Source organism: Bradyrhizobium sp. AUGA SZCCT0177, from assembly GCF_018130125.1.
Lineage (GTDB): Bacteria > Pseudomonadota > Alphaproteobacteria > Rhizobiales > Xanthobacteraceae > Bradyrhizobium.
Genome location: NZ_JAFCMA010000030.1, coordinates 41099 through 58275 on the forward strand (window position 1 = coordinate 41099; position 17177 = coordinate 58275).

The 17177-nt window shown below is 58.9% G+C and carries 14 protein-coding genes; 4 read left to right on the plus strand and 10 right to left on the minus strand.

All coding sequences use genetic code 11. The features are described 5' to 3' along the window. Positions 1–24: 24 nt before the first annotated feature. From JQ597_RS29245 to JQ597_RS29290, 10 genes are all read right to left on the minus strand, one after another. On the minus strand, positions 25–1098 hold the full coding sequence (locus JQ597_RS29245) for a polysaccharide deacetylase family protein (RefSeq protein WP_212268946.1): 1074 nt from the start codon (positions 1096–1098) through the stop codon (positions 25–27). Next, the gene (locus tag JQ597_RS29250; RefSeq protein ID WP_212268947.1) at positions 996–1883 is read right to left on the minus strand and encodes a class I SAM-dependent methyltransferase; all 888 of its coding nucleotides are present in this window, start codon (positions 1881–1883) and stop codon (positions 996–998) included. The genes JQ597_RS29245 and JQ597_RS29250 overlap by 103 nt, the downstream gene beginning before the upstream one ends. An 80-nt stretch (positions 1884–1963) precedes the next feature. Continuing rightward, entirely contained in the window at positions 1964–2632 is a 669-nt protein-coding gene (locus JQ597_RS29255) for a hypothetical protein (RefSeq protein ID WP_212268948.1), read from the minus strand. Positions 2633–2693: 61 nt separating this feature from the next. Next, on the minus strand, positions 2694–3593 hold the full coding sequence (locus JQ597_RS29260) for a class I SAM-dependent methyltransferase (RefSeq protein ID WP_212268949.1): 900 nt from the start codon (positions 3591–3593) through the stop codon (positions 2694–2696). After that, complete coding sequence (locus JQ597_RS29265) at positions 3590–4759, minus strand: glycosyltransferase (protein WP_212268950.1); 1170 nt, start codon at positions 4757–4759, stop codon at positions 3590–3592. The genes JQ597_RS29260 and JQ597_RS29265 overlap by 4 nt, the downstream gene beginning before the upstream one ends. Next, positions 4756–5682: a class I SAM-dependent methyltransferase gene (locus JQ597_RS29270; RefSeq protein ID WP_212268951.1), complete on the minus strand. Its 927-nt coding sequence runs from the start codon at positions 5680–5682 to the stop codon at positions 4756–4758. Before JQ597_RS29270 ends, JQ597_RS29265 begins: the two co-directional genes overlap by 4 nt. Next, entirely contained in the window at positions 5610–6392 is a 783-nt protein-coding gene (locus JQ597_RS29275) for a class I SAM-dependent methyltransferase (RefSeq protein ID WP_212268952.1), read from the minus strand. The genes JQ597_RS29270 and JQ597_RS29275 overlap by 73 nt, the downstream gene beginning before the upstream one ends. Then, entirely contained in the window at positions 6389–7528 is a 1140-nt protein-coding gene (locus JQ597_RS38355; RefSeq protein ID WP_212268953.1) for a lipid II:glycine glycyltransferase FemX, read from the minus strand. The genes JQ597_RS29275 and JQ597_RS38355 overlap by 4 nt, the downstream gene beginning before the upstream one ends. Then, the gene (locus JQ597_RS29285) at positions 7510–8784 is read right to left on the minus strand and encodes an ABC transporter ATP-binding protein (protein ID WP_212268954.1); all 1275 of its coding nucleotides are present in this window, start codon (positions 8782–8784) and stop codon (positions 7510–7512) included. The genes JQ597_RS38355 and JQ597_RS29285 overlap by 19 nt, the downstream gene beginning before the upstream one ends. Beyond that, positions 8774–9595 carry an ABC transporter permease gene (locus JQ597_RS29290; RefSeq protein ID WP_212268955.1) on the minus strand — a complete coding sequence of 274 codons (822 nt, stop codon included), beginning with the start codon at positions 9593–9595 and terminating at the stop codon, positions 8774–8776. The genes JQ597_RS29285 and JQ597_RS29290 overlap by 11 nt, the downstream gene beginning before the upstream one ends. A 417-nt stretch (positions 9596–10012) precedes the next feature. On the opposite strand from JQ597_RS29290, the gene asnB reads away from it, so the two are divergent. The 4 genes from asnB to JQ597_RS29310 all read left to right on the plus strand — a co-directional run bounded on the left by asnB (position 10013) and on the right by JQ597_RS29310 (position 17157). Continuing rightward, entirely contained in the window at positions 10013–11926 is a 1914-nt protein-coding gene (asnB, locus tag JQ597_RS29295) for an asparagine synthase (glutamine-hydrolyzing) (protein WP_212268956.1), read from the plus strand. A gap of 145 nt (positions 11927–12071) precedes the next feature. Further along, positions 12072–13046, plus strand: coding sequence for a class I SAM-dependent methyltransferase (locus tag JQ597_RS29300; RefSeq protein ID WP_212268957.1), 975 nt, complete (start codon positions 12072–12074; stop codon positions 13044–13046). 178 nt (positions 13047–13224) lie between these two features. Beyond that, entirely contained in the window at positions 13225–15060 is a 1836-nt protein-coding gene (locus JQ597_RS29305; protein ID WP_212268958.1) for a glycosyltransferase, read from the plus strand. Between the two features lie 102 nt (positions 15061–15162). Next, positions 15163–17157 carry a hypothetical protein gene (locus tag JQ597_RS29310; protein ID WP_212268959.1) on the plus strand — a complete coding sequence of 665 codons (1995 nt, stop codon included), beginning with the start codon at positions 15163–15165 and terminating at the stop codon, positions 17155–17157. Positions 17158–17177: the final 20 nt, after the last annotated feature.

The window sequence follows — 17177 nt, forward strand, 5'->3', positions numbered from 1 at the left end:
CGGGTCATTCTCGTTTGCTGGTCATCAGCCGACGCGGCCGAGTGCAGCTGCCTCGCTGCCAGAAAGACTTCGAATGCCATGCGAGGCGAGGTGCTTCATCGCCCGTTCGAACGGCTCCTGTCCGGCTACGTGCGCCGGATCCGCATACCAGGTCAGCAACGCAGGCATTTTTTCGGCGAGTAATTTGTCGACCGTTTCAACCATGAACTCGGCGTAGGTTGGCGCCAGAGCATAATCCTTGCGGTCGGAAAGATGCGTCCATGAGTCCAGGATGGAGGTCGGCGCCCTGACGGATCCGAATGCCGGCAGCTCGACGACCTGATCGACGAGCGGTGCGGGGCCGTGGATCAACGCATATTCGGGCAGTGTCGTCGAGCAATAGCGATACTCCAGCTCATGCGCCAGCCGATGAACCAGCGCAAGTTGATCTGGTTGCTTGAAATGACCGAAATGCGGAGCCCTGAATCCCTGCGGCGGCCGACCGGTCAGGCGCGTCACTGTTTCGTGGCCCTTGCGAATGTCGGCTTCGACCGCGCTGATCGGCATGTTCTCGTAGAACGTGATGCCGACATAGCGGTCATCCCGCCACTCCGCGTGCGGAAGGTGTCCGTGGTTCATGAATTCGCAACCGCGTTGCGCGACATCGCGATAGATGTCGATGCCACGTTCGAGCTGCACGCCGGGAACCGCGAACGTTGCCTTGATCCCAAGGCTGTCCAGAAGTTTCATGACCTCGATGGTTGCCGGAGGATCGAGATCGGTGTCGCAATCGAAGGACAGAAACAGCAGCGGCCTGGTTAATCCGAGGGACGCGGCATGGCTCGCATATCGTTCAAAGACCGCAAGGTCGTTTGGCGTTGAGGCGAGATCATTTGGCGTTGAAGTACGACCGTTGCCAACGATCTGTTTCAATCGCGCGACCGCAGATGAAGGCTGCGTGGCTGCGAGCCGCACCCGCCGCATGAGACGCCCGATGGCAGATGCGCCTGTGCTGCTCACGACGGTTTGTCTCCCGTGATCCAAAGGCTCCATCCCTTGCGAGAAGCAAGCGCGTCCAGCTTCTCTTGATCCATCCGCGAAGCGAAGTTCGGCCGCCACGTGTTCAAGATCGGAGGAACGTCGGCGCCGAGAACGGCTATGTTGACGTTCTGGTACGGCGCGAACAGGTCGCCTCGGACCTCAGCTTCGGTGACGGGCCATGTATGTGGATTGCCTTCCTCGCGGCCGCCGTCGCCATACCGGCTCGCGAGCTCCGTCTCGTCGAGAAACTCGTTCTCCATGTTGATGTAGCCTTCGACCCAGCGCACCGTGTAGTCGAACAGGATCGAATTGCGGTGGTACAGCATGACGCCGGCCTGTCCGCCGGGCTTCAGAACGCGATGCAGTTCGGCAATCGATTTCCTGGTGTTGGGCGAGTGATGCAACACACCCCATGAGTAGACGTAGTCGAATGTCGCGTCTTCAAATGGAAGCAGTTCTCCATCGGCCTCGTTGATGGCTCCCTTGAGGCCAAAAAGCTCGAACCGCTGCCGCGTCTGCTGGATTGCCACCGGATTGAGGTCGACGGCGGTCATGTCCGCGCCGTTCCTGGCCCAGTTCATTGCCATGCACCCCATGCCGCATCCAACTTCCAGCACGCGTTTGCCGCGATAGCGGTCGTAGGGAAACATCCGGCCAAAGGGCTGATCCGGCAAATGAAGCTGCGTATTCCAGGAGTAGAAGCGCTCATCGGCCACTTCGTAAAATCGCCGGCTGCCGAGTGCGACTTTTTCCTTGGTGCCGTCCGGCCGGGTGTACTCAACGTCGCCATGCCGCTCGGCATAGGTCATCGGCGCGTTTGCCCACCAGTCGCGAATTCTGCCCTTGATGCCGGTTTGTTCCATGATACCGCGGATATGGATGGGTTCTAGGTCACTGGGTTTCTGCGCGAGATTGGGCTCTCGCGCAATGGCGGTGACCGTCCCTACGACTTTCGTGGCTGATTGCTCCATTTCAAAAAAAATGTCAATAAATCAATGTGATAGCTCATCAGGAGTTCGGCTAAACGAGTCTGCGCCAGGAAGCGGCGGAGCTTATGGGCCTGCTGTGCCGGCTGGTCGAGCCGATAGACCCGTCGTCGCCCGTTGATGACGAACACGTCCTTGAATTGGGCCAGCAGCGCCCTTTCGAGTGCGTAGAGTCCAAGTCCCAGCGCATCATGATGGGCGAGGATCGCGGCATCGAACGTCACCCCGGTTCCAAGTGATTTGACCACGTCGCTGTAATCCGATCGTGCGGCGGGGAGGGGGAGCCGCCGGGCTGCCCAGGACGAGGGGCAGTCGTCTTGCGCAGGGCAAGCCAGAACCACCTGCGCGTCCGGCAGCCCCTTGCCGATCAGTTCACCGATGGCCCCGGCCATATAGGCGCTTGAGCGCGGGTTCGCATAGTAATCGCGGTACTGCTGTACGAACGACTTGTAATTCCCAGTGGTCAAGACGCGCCAGAGCCAGCCGACTGCCGAGAGCAACGTGCTTCCCTCGCCAATGCGGCTGGTCGCTGCGGCATAACCGGGTATGATCACCAGGACGTTCTTGACCGGTTGATCGAGGCCGAGATTAGCCGGCGTTTCTTGCGCATTCTTGTAGGCTTGCACGTGTATGGTCCCGGCGTTTCGAAATAGATTGAACTCTAGCTAGCCGCGCCCTTTGGCGCAATCACGCGACTGACGCAGGGCGGGCTGCGACGTAGAGTGACGATGCCTGCCTTGGCAGCAGCGCGCGCCCAAACCATTCGAAAGCGTCGTCGACGATCTTGTATTTGCGAATCCGCCCGTCGAGCCGCCAATCCGGCGGACCCCATCCCATGTGGTGGACTTCTTCGATCACAAGTCCGGTCGCGCGCATCCGCTCCGTCAACGTCTCTGCCGTGTAAAAGTGTACGTGATCGGTCGTTTCCATCGATTGGGGGTCCCGCCTGTAGGCGAGTTGCCACCACCACGCGCCTTCGTTTGGTGTTCCGAGAACGAGGAGGCCGCCGGGCGCAAGCAGCCGCTTCACCGTTTGCAAGGCCCGTATGTCGTCCCTGATGTGCTCGATGACATGGTTGAAGAAGATGATATCGAACGAGCCGTCGAACGCGGGGAAGTCCAGAATATCGGCAAGAAAGATCGTTGCCTGCGGATTTTGCGCGCGGGCGCGGGCAAGCCGCACCATATTGTAGTCACAGCCGTAGCTGGCTTCGGCGTAGGGCGAAAGCCATTTGAGATGATTGCCGTCGCCACAACCCAGATCGAGCAGGGCGGGTACTTTGTCCGTCCCGCGCCGCTTCAGCTCGTTGCTGAGCAGTTTCTGGACGTAGAGCCGACGCTTCTTCAAATGGTGACGCCACGGGCTGGTGGCTTCGGGCAGCTGCTCTTCGACATACCAGAGCGGGTTTATGGTTCGCGCGCGCTCGAGTTCGGCCGCGTGTGTGCCGAAATCGGCAACCAGCGCGGCAACACCGTTCTCGAGGGCGGAAATTTTCGTGCACGCGACGCACCGCAGCGCGCCCTCGGTGGGAACGAGCTTGCCTTCGCGGCAGTGAGGACAGCGCAAACGCTGGAGCGGATCATTCATGTGCGTTCAAGGATCGATTTGTAGATGCCAACGACTTTCCGCTCGGTTACCGCGGGCGCGTATTCTTCCTGTGCCTTGCGATACGCCCCGCGCCCAAGCGCGGCCCTGCGATCTTCGCTTGCCAGAAACTCCCGGATAGCCTTGCCGTAGTCCTCTACCGTGTTGGCAACGAGTTTTACAATGCCGTTCTGGAGTTCCGGCACCGGTTGACCCTGTCTTGCGTTCATCACGACCGGGAGACCCGCGAGCAAGCCCTCGAGCAGGGATTTGCCAATCTCGAAATACTCCGTATGGATCACAAACAGATCGTATTCGGGAAGCATACGGCAAAGCTCGGCGTTGAAGACGACCGGCCGGAATGTGACGCGATCGCCGACGCCCAGTTGGCGGACCAGCTCTTCCAGCTTTGGCCGCAGCGGACCGTCGCCGACAATCGTGTAGTGCACGTCAGGCATCGCGGCGACGGCACGAATGATGTTGGAGGGATCCTTCTCGGCAAACAAGCGCCCGACATAGATCAGCCGCGCCGGGCCGTTGATCCGGTAGTCGGTTTTCTCCTTCAGGTTCGCGCCATCGAGAATGTTGTAGCAAACCTCGACCCGTGAGATTCCCTTGCGGGCGAGATAGGGCAGGATCGGCTTGTAGACCGGCATGACCAGATGGGCCCGCTTCAGCGCCTCGCTCTCCAGATATTCATAGAACGCGTTCTGTTGTTCCTGTGCCGGCGTGAGATTGCCGCCCTTGAAGCGACGATTGGGGTTTTCGTCCAGGTTGATGTGAATGGAGGTGACGTAGGGGATTCCGAGCGCCTGGTTGATGCGGCTCGCAAGATACGTGTTCCAGTCGACGCCATGACACCGGATCATGCTTGGTGCGATGCGGCGCGCGATCTCTATGCCGCCCTTGGCCCATTTCTTCAGCCGGAAGGGCGTCAGCAGGCGATGGTGTTTCGCGACCAGATTGAGGTCGTCCGGGTAGTTGTGAATGTACAGTTTGGCGCGGCCGACAGTGTGCTGAATACTGGCGATATCAGGCTGATCGTCGTTGGTCAGAAGCAGGTGGACTTCGTCGAAGAGATCGCCGGGGTTATAGTAATTCGGTTGATACTCTCCCTTCTCGACGACGCCGGTGATGCGATCGGGAATGATGACAAGCAACTTGTTCATGCGAAGGCCTTTACCGCGGCAACCTCAACGGAATGCTTGAAGTCGCTGCGGGCGTTCTGCACCGCTTTCCATTGACGAAGGATCGATACCAAATGCCGCAGACGATAGGAAATCGGCCGCCGCGGCGAGAGTTCGAAGAGGGTGTATCCAAGTTTCTCGAGGATACCAATAACCTCGCGGTTGGTCCGGCAATAGATCGAAGTCTCGAAAAAGGCCGGATCGCGGCCGAGCGAGCGCAGATAGTCGACAGCCTTGCCGCGATTCCGCGAGAGATCGGCATTCCAGGGCACATGATAGTGCGCCTCGTCACGGGTTGCCTGGTAGTTGGGACAAACGATGAAAACCTGTCCCCCGGGCTTTAAGAGCCGATCGACGGAACGCAGGATGGCGGCGGCGTCCTCGATATGCTCCAGCACGTTCCAGAGCGTCACGGCATCGAATGCACCCCCGGCCGGCTCAATTCGGGTGGCGTCTGCGACCTTGAAAATCTCGTCGGCGTTGTCCGCCGGGCGCAGACGTTGCAGCCGCCGTTTGGCGAACTCGATCTCGAATGCGGAAAGTTCGACGCCGACCGCGTCGAGTCCCGCTTCGCGCGCCCGGATCACATAGCTGCCGAATCCGCAGCCGAGATCGAGAACCTTGGCCTGTTGCGGAAGGTGAGGCGCGGTCACCGCCAGGGCATAGTCGGCGAAGTCGTAACCCACGTGACTGGCAAGATGGGTGCGGATCGCTTCAGGTGTGAACACACCGCGATAGAGCGTCGTCAAATAGTCGACGATGGCGTTTTCTTCTTCGGGATGGAAAGAAGTCTGGGACTGAATCACGGTACTCTCATACGAACGCGGTGCGCCTAGGAGCGTTTTTTGGCGACGATTAGGTGGCGGAACGCGAAATTTTTCAGCCCCGGCAGATTGCTGATCCATTCATCGATCATGCGATCACGTACACGATGGCTCATCAGTGATTTCCATTTCGGATGGAGGAGCGGCCAAAGCCAGCCGGGTCGGTCTGCCCAAAGCGGCAAGAGTTGAAAGGCACGATGTTCGACGACAGACAGACCATTGTCGGAAAGCACTTTCAGAATTGTCGGCAACGGCAAATGAAAGGACGGCGGCAGCTCGGTGTACTTGCTGACGCAGTAGGTGTTCAGGGAGCGCGAGTTACCTAAATCCAGAACACAGCGACCCGAGGGTTCAAGTACACGGGCGACTTCCGAGATCACCTTGTTCAGGTCGGGAATAACGTAGAGGGCGGAGAACGAATACAGTGTGCTGACGGTGCCGCCATCGAGCGGAATTGCCTTGGCGTCGCCTTCCATGAACCGGAGGTGACGGAGACCTGCGGCAATGGCATCTGCTTTCGCCTTCTCGATAAAGGGAGCCGAAAAATCGATGCCAACGGCATCTTCCGACAAATCGGCAAGTTCGATCAAGTGAACGCCCGTCGCACAGCACAGGTCAACCAGACGGCCCGGTCGGGCATGTTTGCGCACCAGCTCGATCTTTTCCCATAATAGCCGGTGCGCATATTCGGGCGAGTTACGGTCCGCATGCGCGCAAATCGTGCTGGTTTTATAGATCTTGCCAGCTTCGTAAGCTTCCTTGATCGCTTTTTCCGTCGACGAAGTCGTCATGGTCCAGTTCTCCACCGTAGCCGTGCAACCCAGGAGCCGAGGCGCCGGATATGACTTGGCGGTGCGGAATCGGGCTGGACGGCGCTGCTGTGCTGGGCGAACGACAATTCGGCCCGGAACGATTGGCGCGGTTCACCGCCAAAGCGGGTCTTGAACAAGGTCAAGCCTTTTTGTTTTCCCTCGCCGGCCTCGGGAAAGATCCAGCCGCAGTCGTATCTCGAGACACCGGCTGACCGAGCCGCGTTGATCGCGCCAAACATCAGCAGATAGCCGGCACCGTCGCTCTCCGCGATCTCGCGCGAGCATCCCGTGTGATAAAAGGCGCCCGGGCCGAGCACCGCCATATTGTGAAATGCAATGGGCTCACCGGCGGGCGTCAATATCGCAACCAGCCGAGCCGCGCCTGATGACGCGATATGCTTTGCTATGCCTTCGAAATACGACCTTGGGTGCGGTGTCGTGCCAGTCCGTATGTAGGTTTCGGTGTGCATGTCGTAGTAGGCATCAAGATTGGCCTCCCACTCGACCTGTTCGACGCGATAACCTGCCTTTTCTGCCCCACGGACGAGATTGCGCGCGGTTTTCGACAGGCCCATCCATATATCCTGCTCGCTACGGTCGAGCGCAATAATCTGCGATCTCAGTGACCGGTCGACAAATCCCGAGGCGACATATGGCCCGGCCTCTCCGTCTCCCGAGATGGCTCGGCGTGTGACGGGAGACGATGCGATGCCGAGGCGGACCGCGCCGTTGGCCGTCGCGCGCTTGATCGCCTCGCCAAGAGCTTCACCGACGATGGATGCGTACCTTTCCGGCGCGATGCCGTCGGCGACGATCGGGCCCGCGCCCCCCCAGCCGCCCGATGCTGCGACCCGACTTGATGGCTGGAAGTGCAGCGGCATGACGGCGACCAACTCGTTCCCGTCCACCAGACCAAATCCGAGTTCCTGAAATCCCCAGGGTTCGACTTCGGTGACAAGCTGCTGCCAGCCATGCAAGCCGAAAACCCAACCGTCCGGCGAACTGCGCACAAGGTTGTCCCAGTCGCCGGGCTTGATCTCCGAGATTGAAACGACGGTAAGGGGCACGTGTCCTTTGCGACCTCTTGAAGTTCTGGCTAGCCGGACGCGTTCCACCGACTGCGCAAAGCAAATAAACCCTGGTTCTTCAGATTCGGCCTGGTGCTCAAGTAATTCCCCTGTTCGACGGCGAACGTGGTAGCGCGATTGATGTAGTCCAGATACCGCAGGCCGCCCAGAGTCTGAACTGCGCCAAAATCGAGATCAATATGAAAGATGCCATCGAGCAGGGGCAACGCATCGATGCGGCACTCGATCACGCCCCTCTGAGGAAATTCAGTTTTTTCCTGATCATGATAGCTGTAACTGACGAACATGCGCTCGCCGACGTCGTTTACGACAAAAACAGTGAAGTAGCACGGTGCGATCAGTTTCGGCATCTCGTAGCGGATGCGGATCAACATCGTTTCGCCAGTTTGGAAAGTGCGCGTCGGTCCAGATGGCGTAGCCGTCTCAATTGATTTGATCGTCTTGAAGGGGCGTGGCCAATCCTCGGACTCGACCGCCGTCAGATCGACCAGCGGCGACAAATTTCGCAGGTCAGCTCCCTCGTCGGGATGCAGCGAGCGAAGGTACTGACTTACCGCTTCATCGGCTGGTTGATCTACGACGAGCCGTCCTTTGTCCAGAACGATGGCGCGCTCGCACATGTGACGAATGGCCTGCATACTATGACTGACGAGCAGCACCGTTCGCCCGTCGTTGGCGATCTTGTTGATGTTGTTTTCACTTTTTTCCTTGAAGGCGCTGTCACCGACGGCCAGCACTTCGTCGAGAATCAGGATGTCCGAACGCAGCAGCGAGGCCACCGAAAATGCGAGACGCACGTACATCCCGCTCGAATATCTCTTCACCGGAGCGTCGATGAACCGGTCGATGCCGGCGAAATCAATGATCTCGTCAAGCTGCTTGGCGATTTCGGATCGGTTTAGGCCAAGCAGGGCGCCCGCCATGAAGATATTTTCGCGTCCGGTCAGGTCGGGATGAAAACCGGTACCAACCTCGAGCAGCGATCCCACGCGACCACGTAATTCTGCGCTGCCTTCAGTCGGATCAGTCACGCCCGATAGAATTTTCAGCAGCGTGCTTTTGCCGGACCCGTTACGGCCGATAACGCCCAGAATCTCGCCAGCTTTTACCTCGAAACCAACGTCGTGAAGAGCCCAGAAATAGTCCGCCTCGTCGCGCCCGACCAGTGAGGTGTATTCCTTGAAATGCCCGACGAGATTTTCGATCGTGCTTCCGCGTCGACGTGCGGGGACAAGATAGCGCTTGCCGAGCCCCTGACACCGAATTGCGATTTCAGAGGACATCTACGGTCGTTCTCTCGTTGACGGAGAATATGACGATGCCGAGTGCGGTCATGATCGCGGTCAGCGTCAGCGAGACGGGAAGCGTCCAGTCCCAGACGAGGGGTTGATCGATCAACAGCCAGCGGAATGTCTCCACACCCCAGTACATCGGATTTAGCTGGTACAGAAAGCGCAGGTTCTGCGGCACCACGCTTGCAGCATAGAGAATCGGCGTGAGATAGAGCCCGCCCTGCAGCGCGATTGACAAAGCCGGGCGAACGTCCCGGAAGCGAACCACGATTGCGGCAGCCCATAAACCCAGGCCAGCGCCGGCAAACGAGATCAGGATCAGCACCACGGGCGCCAGGAGCACCAGCTTGAGCGATGGATAATAACCGTAGAAGGCCGCCAGGATAAGCAGGATCGCGAGCTGAATCGCGGTGTCGAACATTTCGCGGGCCATGGCCGCGATTGGAAGAATAATCCGCGGAAAATAGACCTTCGAAATCAGAGACAGGTTATCCTGCAGCGACCCGGTCACCGACATCGCCGTTCGCGTGAAGTGCTGCCAGGGAATCAACGCGGCGAAGACATACACAGGGTAGGGATAGCCGTTCGTGTTTACGCGCAGCAGGAAGCCGAAAACAACCGACATCAGCAGGAGCTGAAACAGCGGCTCCAATAATGCCCAGGCTATGCCAAGGGCCATCTGGCGATAGCGGCTCTTGATATGGCGATCGACGAAAAGGACGATCAGTTCTCGGTGGTCGTACACCTCGGAGAACGAGGGCAGCAAAGACCGTCGCCCGGCATTGATGACTTTAACTCTCATGCTCTTGGTCGTGTCCCGGTCAAGTAACGAGCCAACCATGCAAAAGCATCAAGGATGTCCCTGCAGGGCTAGTTCCCCTTTGCTGCAGGGAGGGTCGCTATCATACGCGGTCACAGGTGTCGAGGGCGGATCAAGCCCCGCTCCGGCACGCCGATGACGATGGTGTCGAATGACGCTTTCCGCAGCGAAAACCAGGATCTGCGCTCCGCTGAGTGGGGTGTTCCGATTGACCGATATTGAAGACTTCGCTATCTGTCCGCAACATCTGCTCAATTCCGAGGGGCATGATTGCGATTTCGTTCCAGGCGGCAGGAACGCCCAATCCTATATACGTCGGATCGCCCAAAATAGGTGGCTAAAGCACGCTTCGTTTTGATGCGACGTTTCGCCGATGTCGCGTGGTCGTTGGGGGGAGACATGTGTGGCATCACTGGATTCGTCGATGTCTCGCGGTCGCGGGGCGCTGACGAACTGGGACGGATCGCAGGCTTGATGGCCGATCAGATGGTCCACCGTGGACCAGACGATGACGGTTGTTTTGCCGATCCGGAGAGCGGCATTGCCCTCGGTTTTCGACGGCTCGCAATCATCGATCTGACGCCGGCCGGTCATCAGCCGATGCAATCGGCTTGCGGGCGTTGGGTGATCGTCTTCAACGGTGAAATCTACAATGCCGAGGACATGCGGCGGGACGTAGCTCGGCCCGGGCTGAATTTCCGCGGCCATTCCGATACCGAAGTGCTGATCGAGAGTATCGCCAGAATTGGCGTCGAGCCCACGCTTTCGCTGGCAATCGGCATGTTTGCGCTTGTCGTCCATGATCGACAAACCCGCATGACGTGGTTCGCGCGCGACCGGCTTGGAAAAAAGCCGCTCTATATCGGACAGTTCGGACGAACTTGCATGTTCGGTTCCGAGTTGCGATCGCTGCGCGTCCATCCCGACTTCGAAGCTGAGCTCAATCCACAGGCGATCGCCGCATTCACCCGCTTCGGATACATTCCGCATCCGCTGTCGATATACCGCAAGGTCCGTCAACTGGAGCCGGGCGGCTGGGCGCGACTTGATGCCGAAGGCGAGTTGACGACCGGCTTCTACTGGCGCGTCGAGGACGTTGCCGCCGACGCCATGCGGAGCGGAAACTCCGCCACGGAAGAGGAATCGATCGACGCGCTCGAGCGGTTGCTGGCCGACGCGGTCAAGCGGCGCATGGTTTCGGACGTTCCGCTTGGTGCGTTCCTCTCGGGTGGGATCGATTCCTCGCTCGTCGTCGCGCTGATGCAGGCGCAGTCATCCAAGCCGGTCAACACGTTCTCGATTGGCTTTGATGTCGACGGCTACGACGAGGCGCCGCACGCCCGGGCCGTGGCCGCACACCTTGGTACGCGACATCGCGAATTCTACGTCTCTCCCGAAGAGGCGCTCGAGGTCGTGCCAAAACTGCCAGAGATCTACGACGAGCCTTTCGCCGACAGCTCGCAGATCCCGACATACATCGTGTCGAAACTTGCGCGCCAGCACGTTACCGTGGCGCTATCCGGCGATGGTGGCGACGAGAGCTTCGCCGGCTACGGCCGGTACGCACAGGCGCAGGCCATGACGACGGCGCGTCCGATGCCGCCGCTCCTGGGGACAGCCGCCTCCTATGGTTTGAGGACGCTGCAATCAGGCGCATTCGCGCTACTGCGAAGGGCGGGGGTTGGAAATTGGGCCGCGCGAGGCGAGACCTGGCTGGCGCGCCAGGGCGCCATGACTTTCGAGCATCGTTACCTGCCGCTGGCGTCTCAAGGCAGGCCGCCTTCGGAGTTCCTGGTCAGCCCGGAGGAGCAGCTCGCGCCGATCTGGGGTGGGTCGCTGGCGCCGCAATATGCGGATCCCGTACAACGCGCCCAGATGATCGACTTCATGACTTATCTGCCCGACGACATCTTGACCAAGGTCGACCGTGCCAGCATGGCCGTCAGTCTCGAAATCCGTGCGCCGCTGCTTGACCATCGCGTCGTCGAAATGGCCTGGAGGCTGCCGCAGCACATGAAGGTCCGAGGCGCCGACGCAAAATGGGCGCTGCGCCAGGTGCTTTACAAACATGTCCCGCGCGGGATCATCGACCGGCCGAAGATGGGATTTGGCATTCCCATCGACCACTGGCTGCGCGGGCCATTGCGCGACTGGGCGGAGGCGCTGATCGATGAAAGGCGGCTCGAGCAAGAGGGTATCTTCGCGGCCAAGGCAGTGCGCGCCATGTGGAACCGCCATCTGTCGGGGGAAACCTGGGCATATCCGATCTGGTGCATTCTGATGTTCCAGGCCTGGCGCGAGCGATGGCTCTGACCGGATGCTGGGGACCGTACGTTTCATGCTGGCCGCTTTGGTCGTTCTCAATCACCTGTGGCTGCCCACGGCCAACCGAGTCGGCGCGCACATTGGCTGAGCAAGTTACTTTCGTTATCCTCGCATGATAGTCTCGGTCGCGTGAGTGACGAGCGGATCGCCTGCGGCGATCGTAACAACTAAGGTGACTGGTACGGTTATGGGTATAGGCCGACGGGTAATAACGCTTCTCCAGGGCGTCAAGGACAATGCAGCTCCTGCGGCTCCTGCACAAGTTCCGGATACCGTCCGGTCTGAAATAGATTATTTGCAGTTCGAGGTAAGCCGGTTGCGCTCGATCGTGCGTCACCTGGCGGCTGATCGCATCAACACATTTCCGATCGAACGCGACACAAGGGACAGCTTCGATTATCAATGGTCCGATACGCCTGACGGCGACTGGACCAAGAGCCGGCCCGAACTGAAGGAGCGCGAGCGGAATTCGGTTCGCTCGTTCAGCCGGTTGCCGGACGAATGGTTCCAGGGAAAACAAGCCCTCGATGCGGGTTGCGGATCCGGCCGGTGGTCCTGGGCTCTGGCATCACTCGGATGCGCGGTTACCGCCGTCGATCAATCAATGGCAGGCGTGCAACACACAAAGACCGCGTGTTCCGAGTTCGCGAACAAGGTAACGGTATTCCAGCACGATCTGACCAAACCTCTTCCCCTCGCTGATCGAAGCTTCGACCTGGTTTGGTCGTTCGGCGTTCTGCACCATACCGGTGATACCTATGGATCATTCCGCAACATTGCCCGGCTGGTCAAACCGGGCGGATACATCTTCCTGATGCTGTACGCGGAACCGAACTCGAACGATCCAGGTGGATTTGACTATTATGTCGAAGTCGAACGGCTGCGTCGCGCCACCGCCGGCATGGATCTGAAAGAGCGGTACGATTACATTGAAAAGGTCAAGGGCGCCGACGCCGGAGGCTGGTTCGATGCCGCTTCTCCGGGGATCAACGACACCTATCCGCTGCACGAAATCGAGACCTGGCTCTGGCAAGAGGGCTTTCGCGAGTTCGGGCGCGCTGATCATCCGAACCACCACATCGTTGCAAGGCTGTTGCAGCCAAAGTGAAGTCGTCACGCAGAGGTTGAACCTGTCAAAAGGCTCCGGCACGGAATTGCGGCCGGACATCGGGGGCTATCAGGCGTTTTTCGACGCGGTGCGACGTCCATGAAGTCGATGTGGCAATCGCCGTTGACCTCGATGGGGCCTCGGCGGCTGACCTTTCCTCCTGACAGATGAGATGGTATTGAGCGGAACGCTCGGGAATTCCGTCCTGACGCGTTCATTGTTCCCGAACGTTTCACCAGACATCAGCCTGAAGATGGCACAGCCAGTCACACGACCTGACAAAGCGCGCGAGGCGCCCGCCCTGATCGCGGAGGAGCAGGCAATCCTCGATCGTATGTCGGAAGAGATCAGCCGGTTGCGAAGTGGGGCCGTGGTATTGGTGCTGACCGGTTCGGTCTCGGACGCTCTCTTCCAGCGCTTGCAGCAAGAGCCCCGTGTCACTCAGGTGATTTCGCAGACATCGCCGGGTATAAAAGACATCCGAAGACTAGGAGGCTCTGCGTTTCGGCTCCGAACAGCACTGATCTTCTGGTCCGAGGATTTCGCGGGATTGCGCTGGGCCGTCGCAGTATTGCGAAGCGGCGCGCTTCGGATCGTCAAGGTTTCTCGCCATCCACCGAAGTCGGAGTCAATATCCACGCTCCAGTTCATCGGTCGGGACGTTCGCGGTCGTCTCCGTCTTACGGACCGATTGTTGCAGCTGTTGGCGAAGAGCGGAAATGCCGGTGTTAGAAGGCTTGCTGAAAGAATCGTCGGCGCCCCGATTTCCCGACTGCAACTGTCGAGCTTTCCGGTCAATCGCATCCAGGCCGATGGTCCGATCGTCTATGCCTCCGGCTCACTTGGAGCGGGCGGCTCGGAACGGCAGCTTTCGCTGACTGCCAAGGGAATATCTTCCCGCACTCGCCGTCATGTCTCGATTGTTTGCCAGTCGCCGCTGACCGGCGGAAACCGATTCTTTGCAAGCGAACTCGAAGCCGCAGGCATCGTTGTCGAGGATCGGGTCAGCGTTCAGCAAAGGCTGAATCAGGGTGAATCCCTTGCAGGCTACGATCAGTCGATACGGTCCGCGTTTCGTCGAAATCCGCAGTTGGTGGATCTCATCCTGTTTTTCGCGAACAAGTTTTTGACAGAGCGTCCCGCGATCGTTCATGCGTGGCTGGACGAGCCGAATATCGCAGCTGGAATAGGGGCGGTGATAGCAGGTGTTCCGAAAATCGTGCTGGGCTGCAGGTCGCTGTCGCCGCTCCATTTCCAGTTCTTTCAACCGTATATGTGGCAGGCCTATCGCGAACTGGCGAAGCTTCCCCAGGTCACTATTCTCAACAACAGTGTCGCAGGCGCTCGCGACTACGCCAATTGGCTCCAGCTGCCGATTGCGCGCATCAAGGTGATACCGAACGGGCTGGATTTTTCGTCAGATGGCAAGTCTGCAGTGCCGGACGCCGGAAGTCGCCATTTGCGAGAGGGCAAAATTGTTGTCGGCACCGTGGGCCGCATTGCGGAGGAAAAGCGTCCATATCTCTGGCTTGAGATTGCAAGCCACATCCTGAAGAAGCGCCCGGATGTCCATTTCGTGTGGGCGGGCGATGGTCCGATGCGCAAAGACGTCGAGCGCCGCGCCGAGCAATTGGGGATCAGCGCGCATCTGTCGCTTCTGGGCCTTGTCAGCGACATCAGCACGGTATGGCCGTCGATGACGGTGTTTCTGTTGACGTCGCGCGTCGAAGGATTGCCCAACGTATCGATCGAGGCGCAGCATTTCGGCGTACCCGCTGTTGTCGCCGCGGTGGGAGGCTGTGCGGAAACCATCAATGAGGGCGTTACAGGAGCTTCCGTTGCGGGAGAGGACCCGCAGGCATTTGCCGAGGCCGTGCTGCGGTTTCTCGATAGCCCCGAAGCGCTCGCTCGAATCAAGTCTCTCGGCCCGGCCCTCGTTCAGGAAAAGTTCTCCGTCGAGCGAATGGTCGCGGCAACCATGGGCGTCTATGAGCTCGAAGCTGGCACATCATGACTTCGAGCGTGGCCAATAGAACAAATCAGCCGCTATGTACGGAAGTGCACGGCGGCGGCATGCGCGGCTGCGGCGTGCGCTGAATTTCAGGAAATCACCCCTATGACAGCTCCTACCCTCTTGAGAATGCCCTTTCTGTTGTTGCGGGCGGCGATGTGGCTCGGCCTGGCAATGTCACTGGCTTACGTGCTCGCCAGCCTTGCGGCTCTTCTCAACGGCTACGCGCTTCCGACCGCAGCCATCTTTCATTGGGCAGATTGGCTCCGCGCCGCGGGCGAGCATGATCATTACGCGGCGCACTTCCTGCTGGTGATAACCAGCCTGTGCGCCGTTGCAATCTGGCTATCCGTATTGATGGGGTCTCACTCGTACGAGCCGGAACTGCAATCCCTCGACAAATTCCTGAAGACCTGGGGATTGCCTCTTACGCTGTGTCTGTTTGTATTCTCGATGAGCGGAACATGGGCGGGTTTGCCGCGTCCCGGCGATTTCAACAGCGCAAGCATTGGCGGCCTCATTCCGTTCTCGGATGCGCACGGCTATTTCGCCGCGGCTCAGGATCAGGCAAGGGACGGTTATTGGAACGGCATGGCCCTGCGCAGGCCGTTTGCTGCGGCGTTCAGATCCGTGTTGATGACGGCGGCCGGGTTCTCCTATGCCCAGATGCTGATCATCCAGGTTGTCCTGGTCTCGGTCTCGGTCTGGATCGCAGCGCGATCCATTCTTGTCTGGCGCGGCCCGCTGGCATGTCTGGCCTTTGTCGCTCTCTCCTTGATGTTCAGCCGCTCGTTTCTGGCGACCACTCTCACCGAACCGCTTGGATTTGTCTGGAGTTTCCTCTCTGTCGCCTGTTTTGTGGAGTCGTTCGGACGTCGGTCACTGCAATTCGCGCTGCTGGGTTTGGCGTTGACGTTCATGGCTCTGATGACCCGAATGGGTGCGATGTTTCTGCTGCCCGCCGTGATGCTGTGGATCGTATGTTGCTTTGGCGATAGTTGGCGCAAGAAAGTCTATATTTTCGTGGCCGTGATCGGCATCGTTGGTGTCGGCCTGTCGGCCAATTTCGCCCTGCAAAAGCTTTATGGAAGGGGCGCCGATCTTTCGGGCAGCAACTTTGCCTATACGCTCTGCGGGCTTTCGATCGGACAGGACTGGTCGTCATGTCCCGTGCGCTATGCGGATGAAATGAAGCGGATAGACAATACCGAGAAAGCCCAAACCGATTTCCTGTATTCAAAAGGCATCGAAAATATTGCAAAGGACCCAGCAACGATTATTCGCCGACTGGCTGTAAGCGCTGAATTGTTTGCCCGCGCCGTTCCCCCGACGATCACTTACGGTTACCTGCGTGCGCCGGCGTCAAAATGGTTGCCGACCTCGATCTTCTTCGTGGTTTCCATAATCGGCCTGATCATTCTCGCCATCAATCGTCCCAGCGGCACGGAGGTGTTGTTCTGGGTTATGACCATGCTGGCGATTTTGGTATCCTCGGCATTCGTGTATTACGACGACGGAATGAGGGTGATGACGGGAAGCTATCCATTGATAGCAGCGCTGACAGCCTCCGGACTTTTTTCCCGGCACATTCCGCCCGTGAACGAAATAGTTCGACCAGCGTGGCGGTGGTGGGGGAGCCTCGCCACCGCTCTGGTGCTCTTTATGTCGGTTCCCTGGTTCGCTCACCGCATTGCTCCGCCCGCCGCAGCGGCGACTGCGGTTCCGAATCAGCAATTGGTATTTGGAGGGAGGCGGGTGTCCGGCTTTCTTGTTGTTGCCGATGACCAGCCGTTGCCAAAGGAGGTGCCCAGCCTGCACTTGAGTGAGTTCGCCAAGATAGTCACGCTGAGCAATAATGAAATTTATCAGCCCCTTCTCAAAGATCGAACACCGCAATTGCCTTTCGGGTTTATCGTTGCGCCGAGAATGGAGGCGGGAAGGACCAGCGACAACCAGTTCATCGTGCCGGCCCATGTCGTGCTGGATAAGAACGTTCAGGCGTGGAAATTCACCACGGCCGAATGGTCGAAGATTGAGGGGAACAGCATTTACTGGGTCCTTGTGACTGACGCGCAACCTGTAGATCTTCCTGCAAAATGAGACGCCGGCTCCGAGCGCTT

Excerpts from the sequence above, each read along its gene's own strand:
- JQ597_RS29250 (WP_212268947.1), bottom strand. The coding sequence starts at position 1,883 with ATGGAACAAACCGGCATCAAGGGCAGAATTCGCGACTGGTGGGCAAAC.
- JQ597_RS29260 (WP_212268949.1), bottom strand. The coding sequence starts at position 3,593 with ATGAATGATCCGCTCCAGCGTTTGCGCTGTCCTCACTGCCGCGAAGGC.
- JQ597_RS29265 (WP_212268950.1), bottom strand. The coding sequence starts at position 4,759 with ATGAACAAGTTGCTTGTCATCATTCCCGATCGCATCACCGGCGTCGTC.
- JQ597_RS29270 (WP_212268951.1), bottom strand. The coding sequence starts at position 5,682 with ATGGATCAGCAATCTGCCGGGGCTGAAAAATTTCGCGTTCCGCCACCT.
- JQ597_RS29275 (WP_212268952.1), bottom strand. The coding sequence starts at position 6,392 with ATGACGACTTCGTCGACGGAAAAAGCGATCAAGGAAGCTTACGAAGCT.
- JQ597_RS29285 (WP_212268954.1), bottom strand. The coding sequence starts at position 8,784 with ATGTCCTCTGAAATCGCAATTCGGTGTCAGGGGCTCGGCAAGCGCTAT.
- JQ597_RS29290 (WP_212268955.1), bottom strand. The coding sequence starts at position 9,595 with ATGAGAGTTAAAGTCATCAATGCCGGGCGACGGTCTTTGCTGCCCTCG.
- asnB (WP_212268956.1), top strand. The coding sequence starts at position 10,013 with ATGTGTGGCATCACTGGATTCGTCGATGTCTCGCGGTCGCGGGGCGCT.
- JQ597_RS29310 (WP_212268959.1), top strand. The coding sequence starts at position 15,163 with ATGACAGCTCCTACCCTCTTGAGAATGCCCTTTCTGTTGTTGCGGGCG.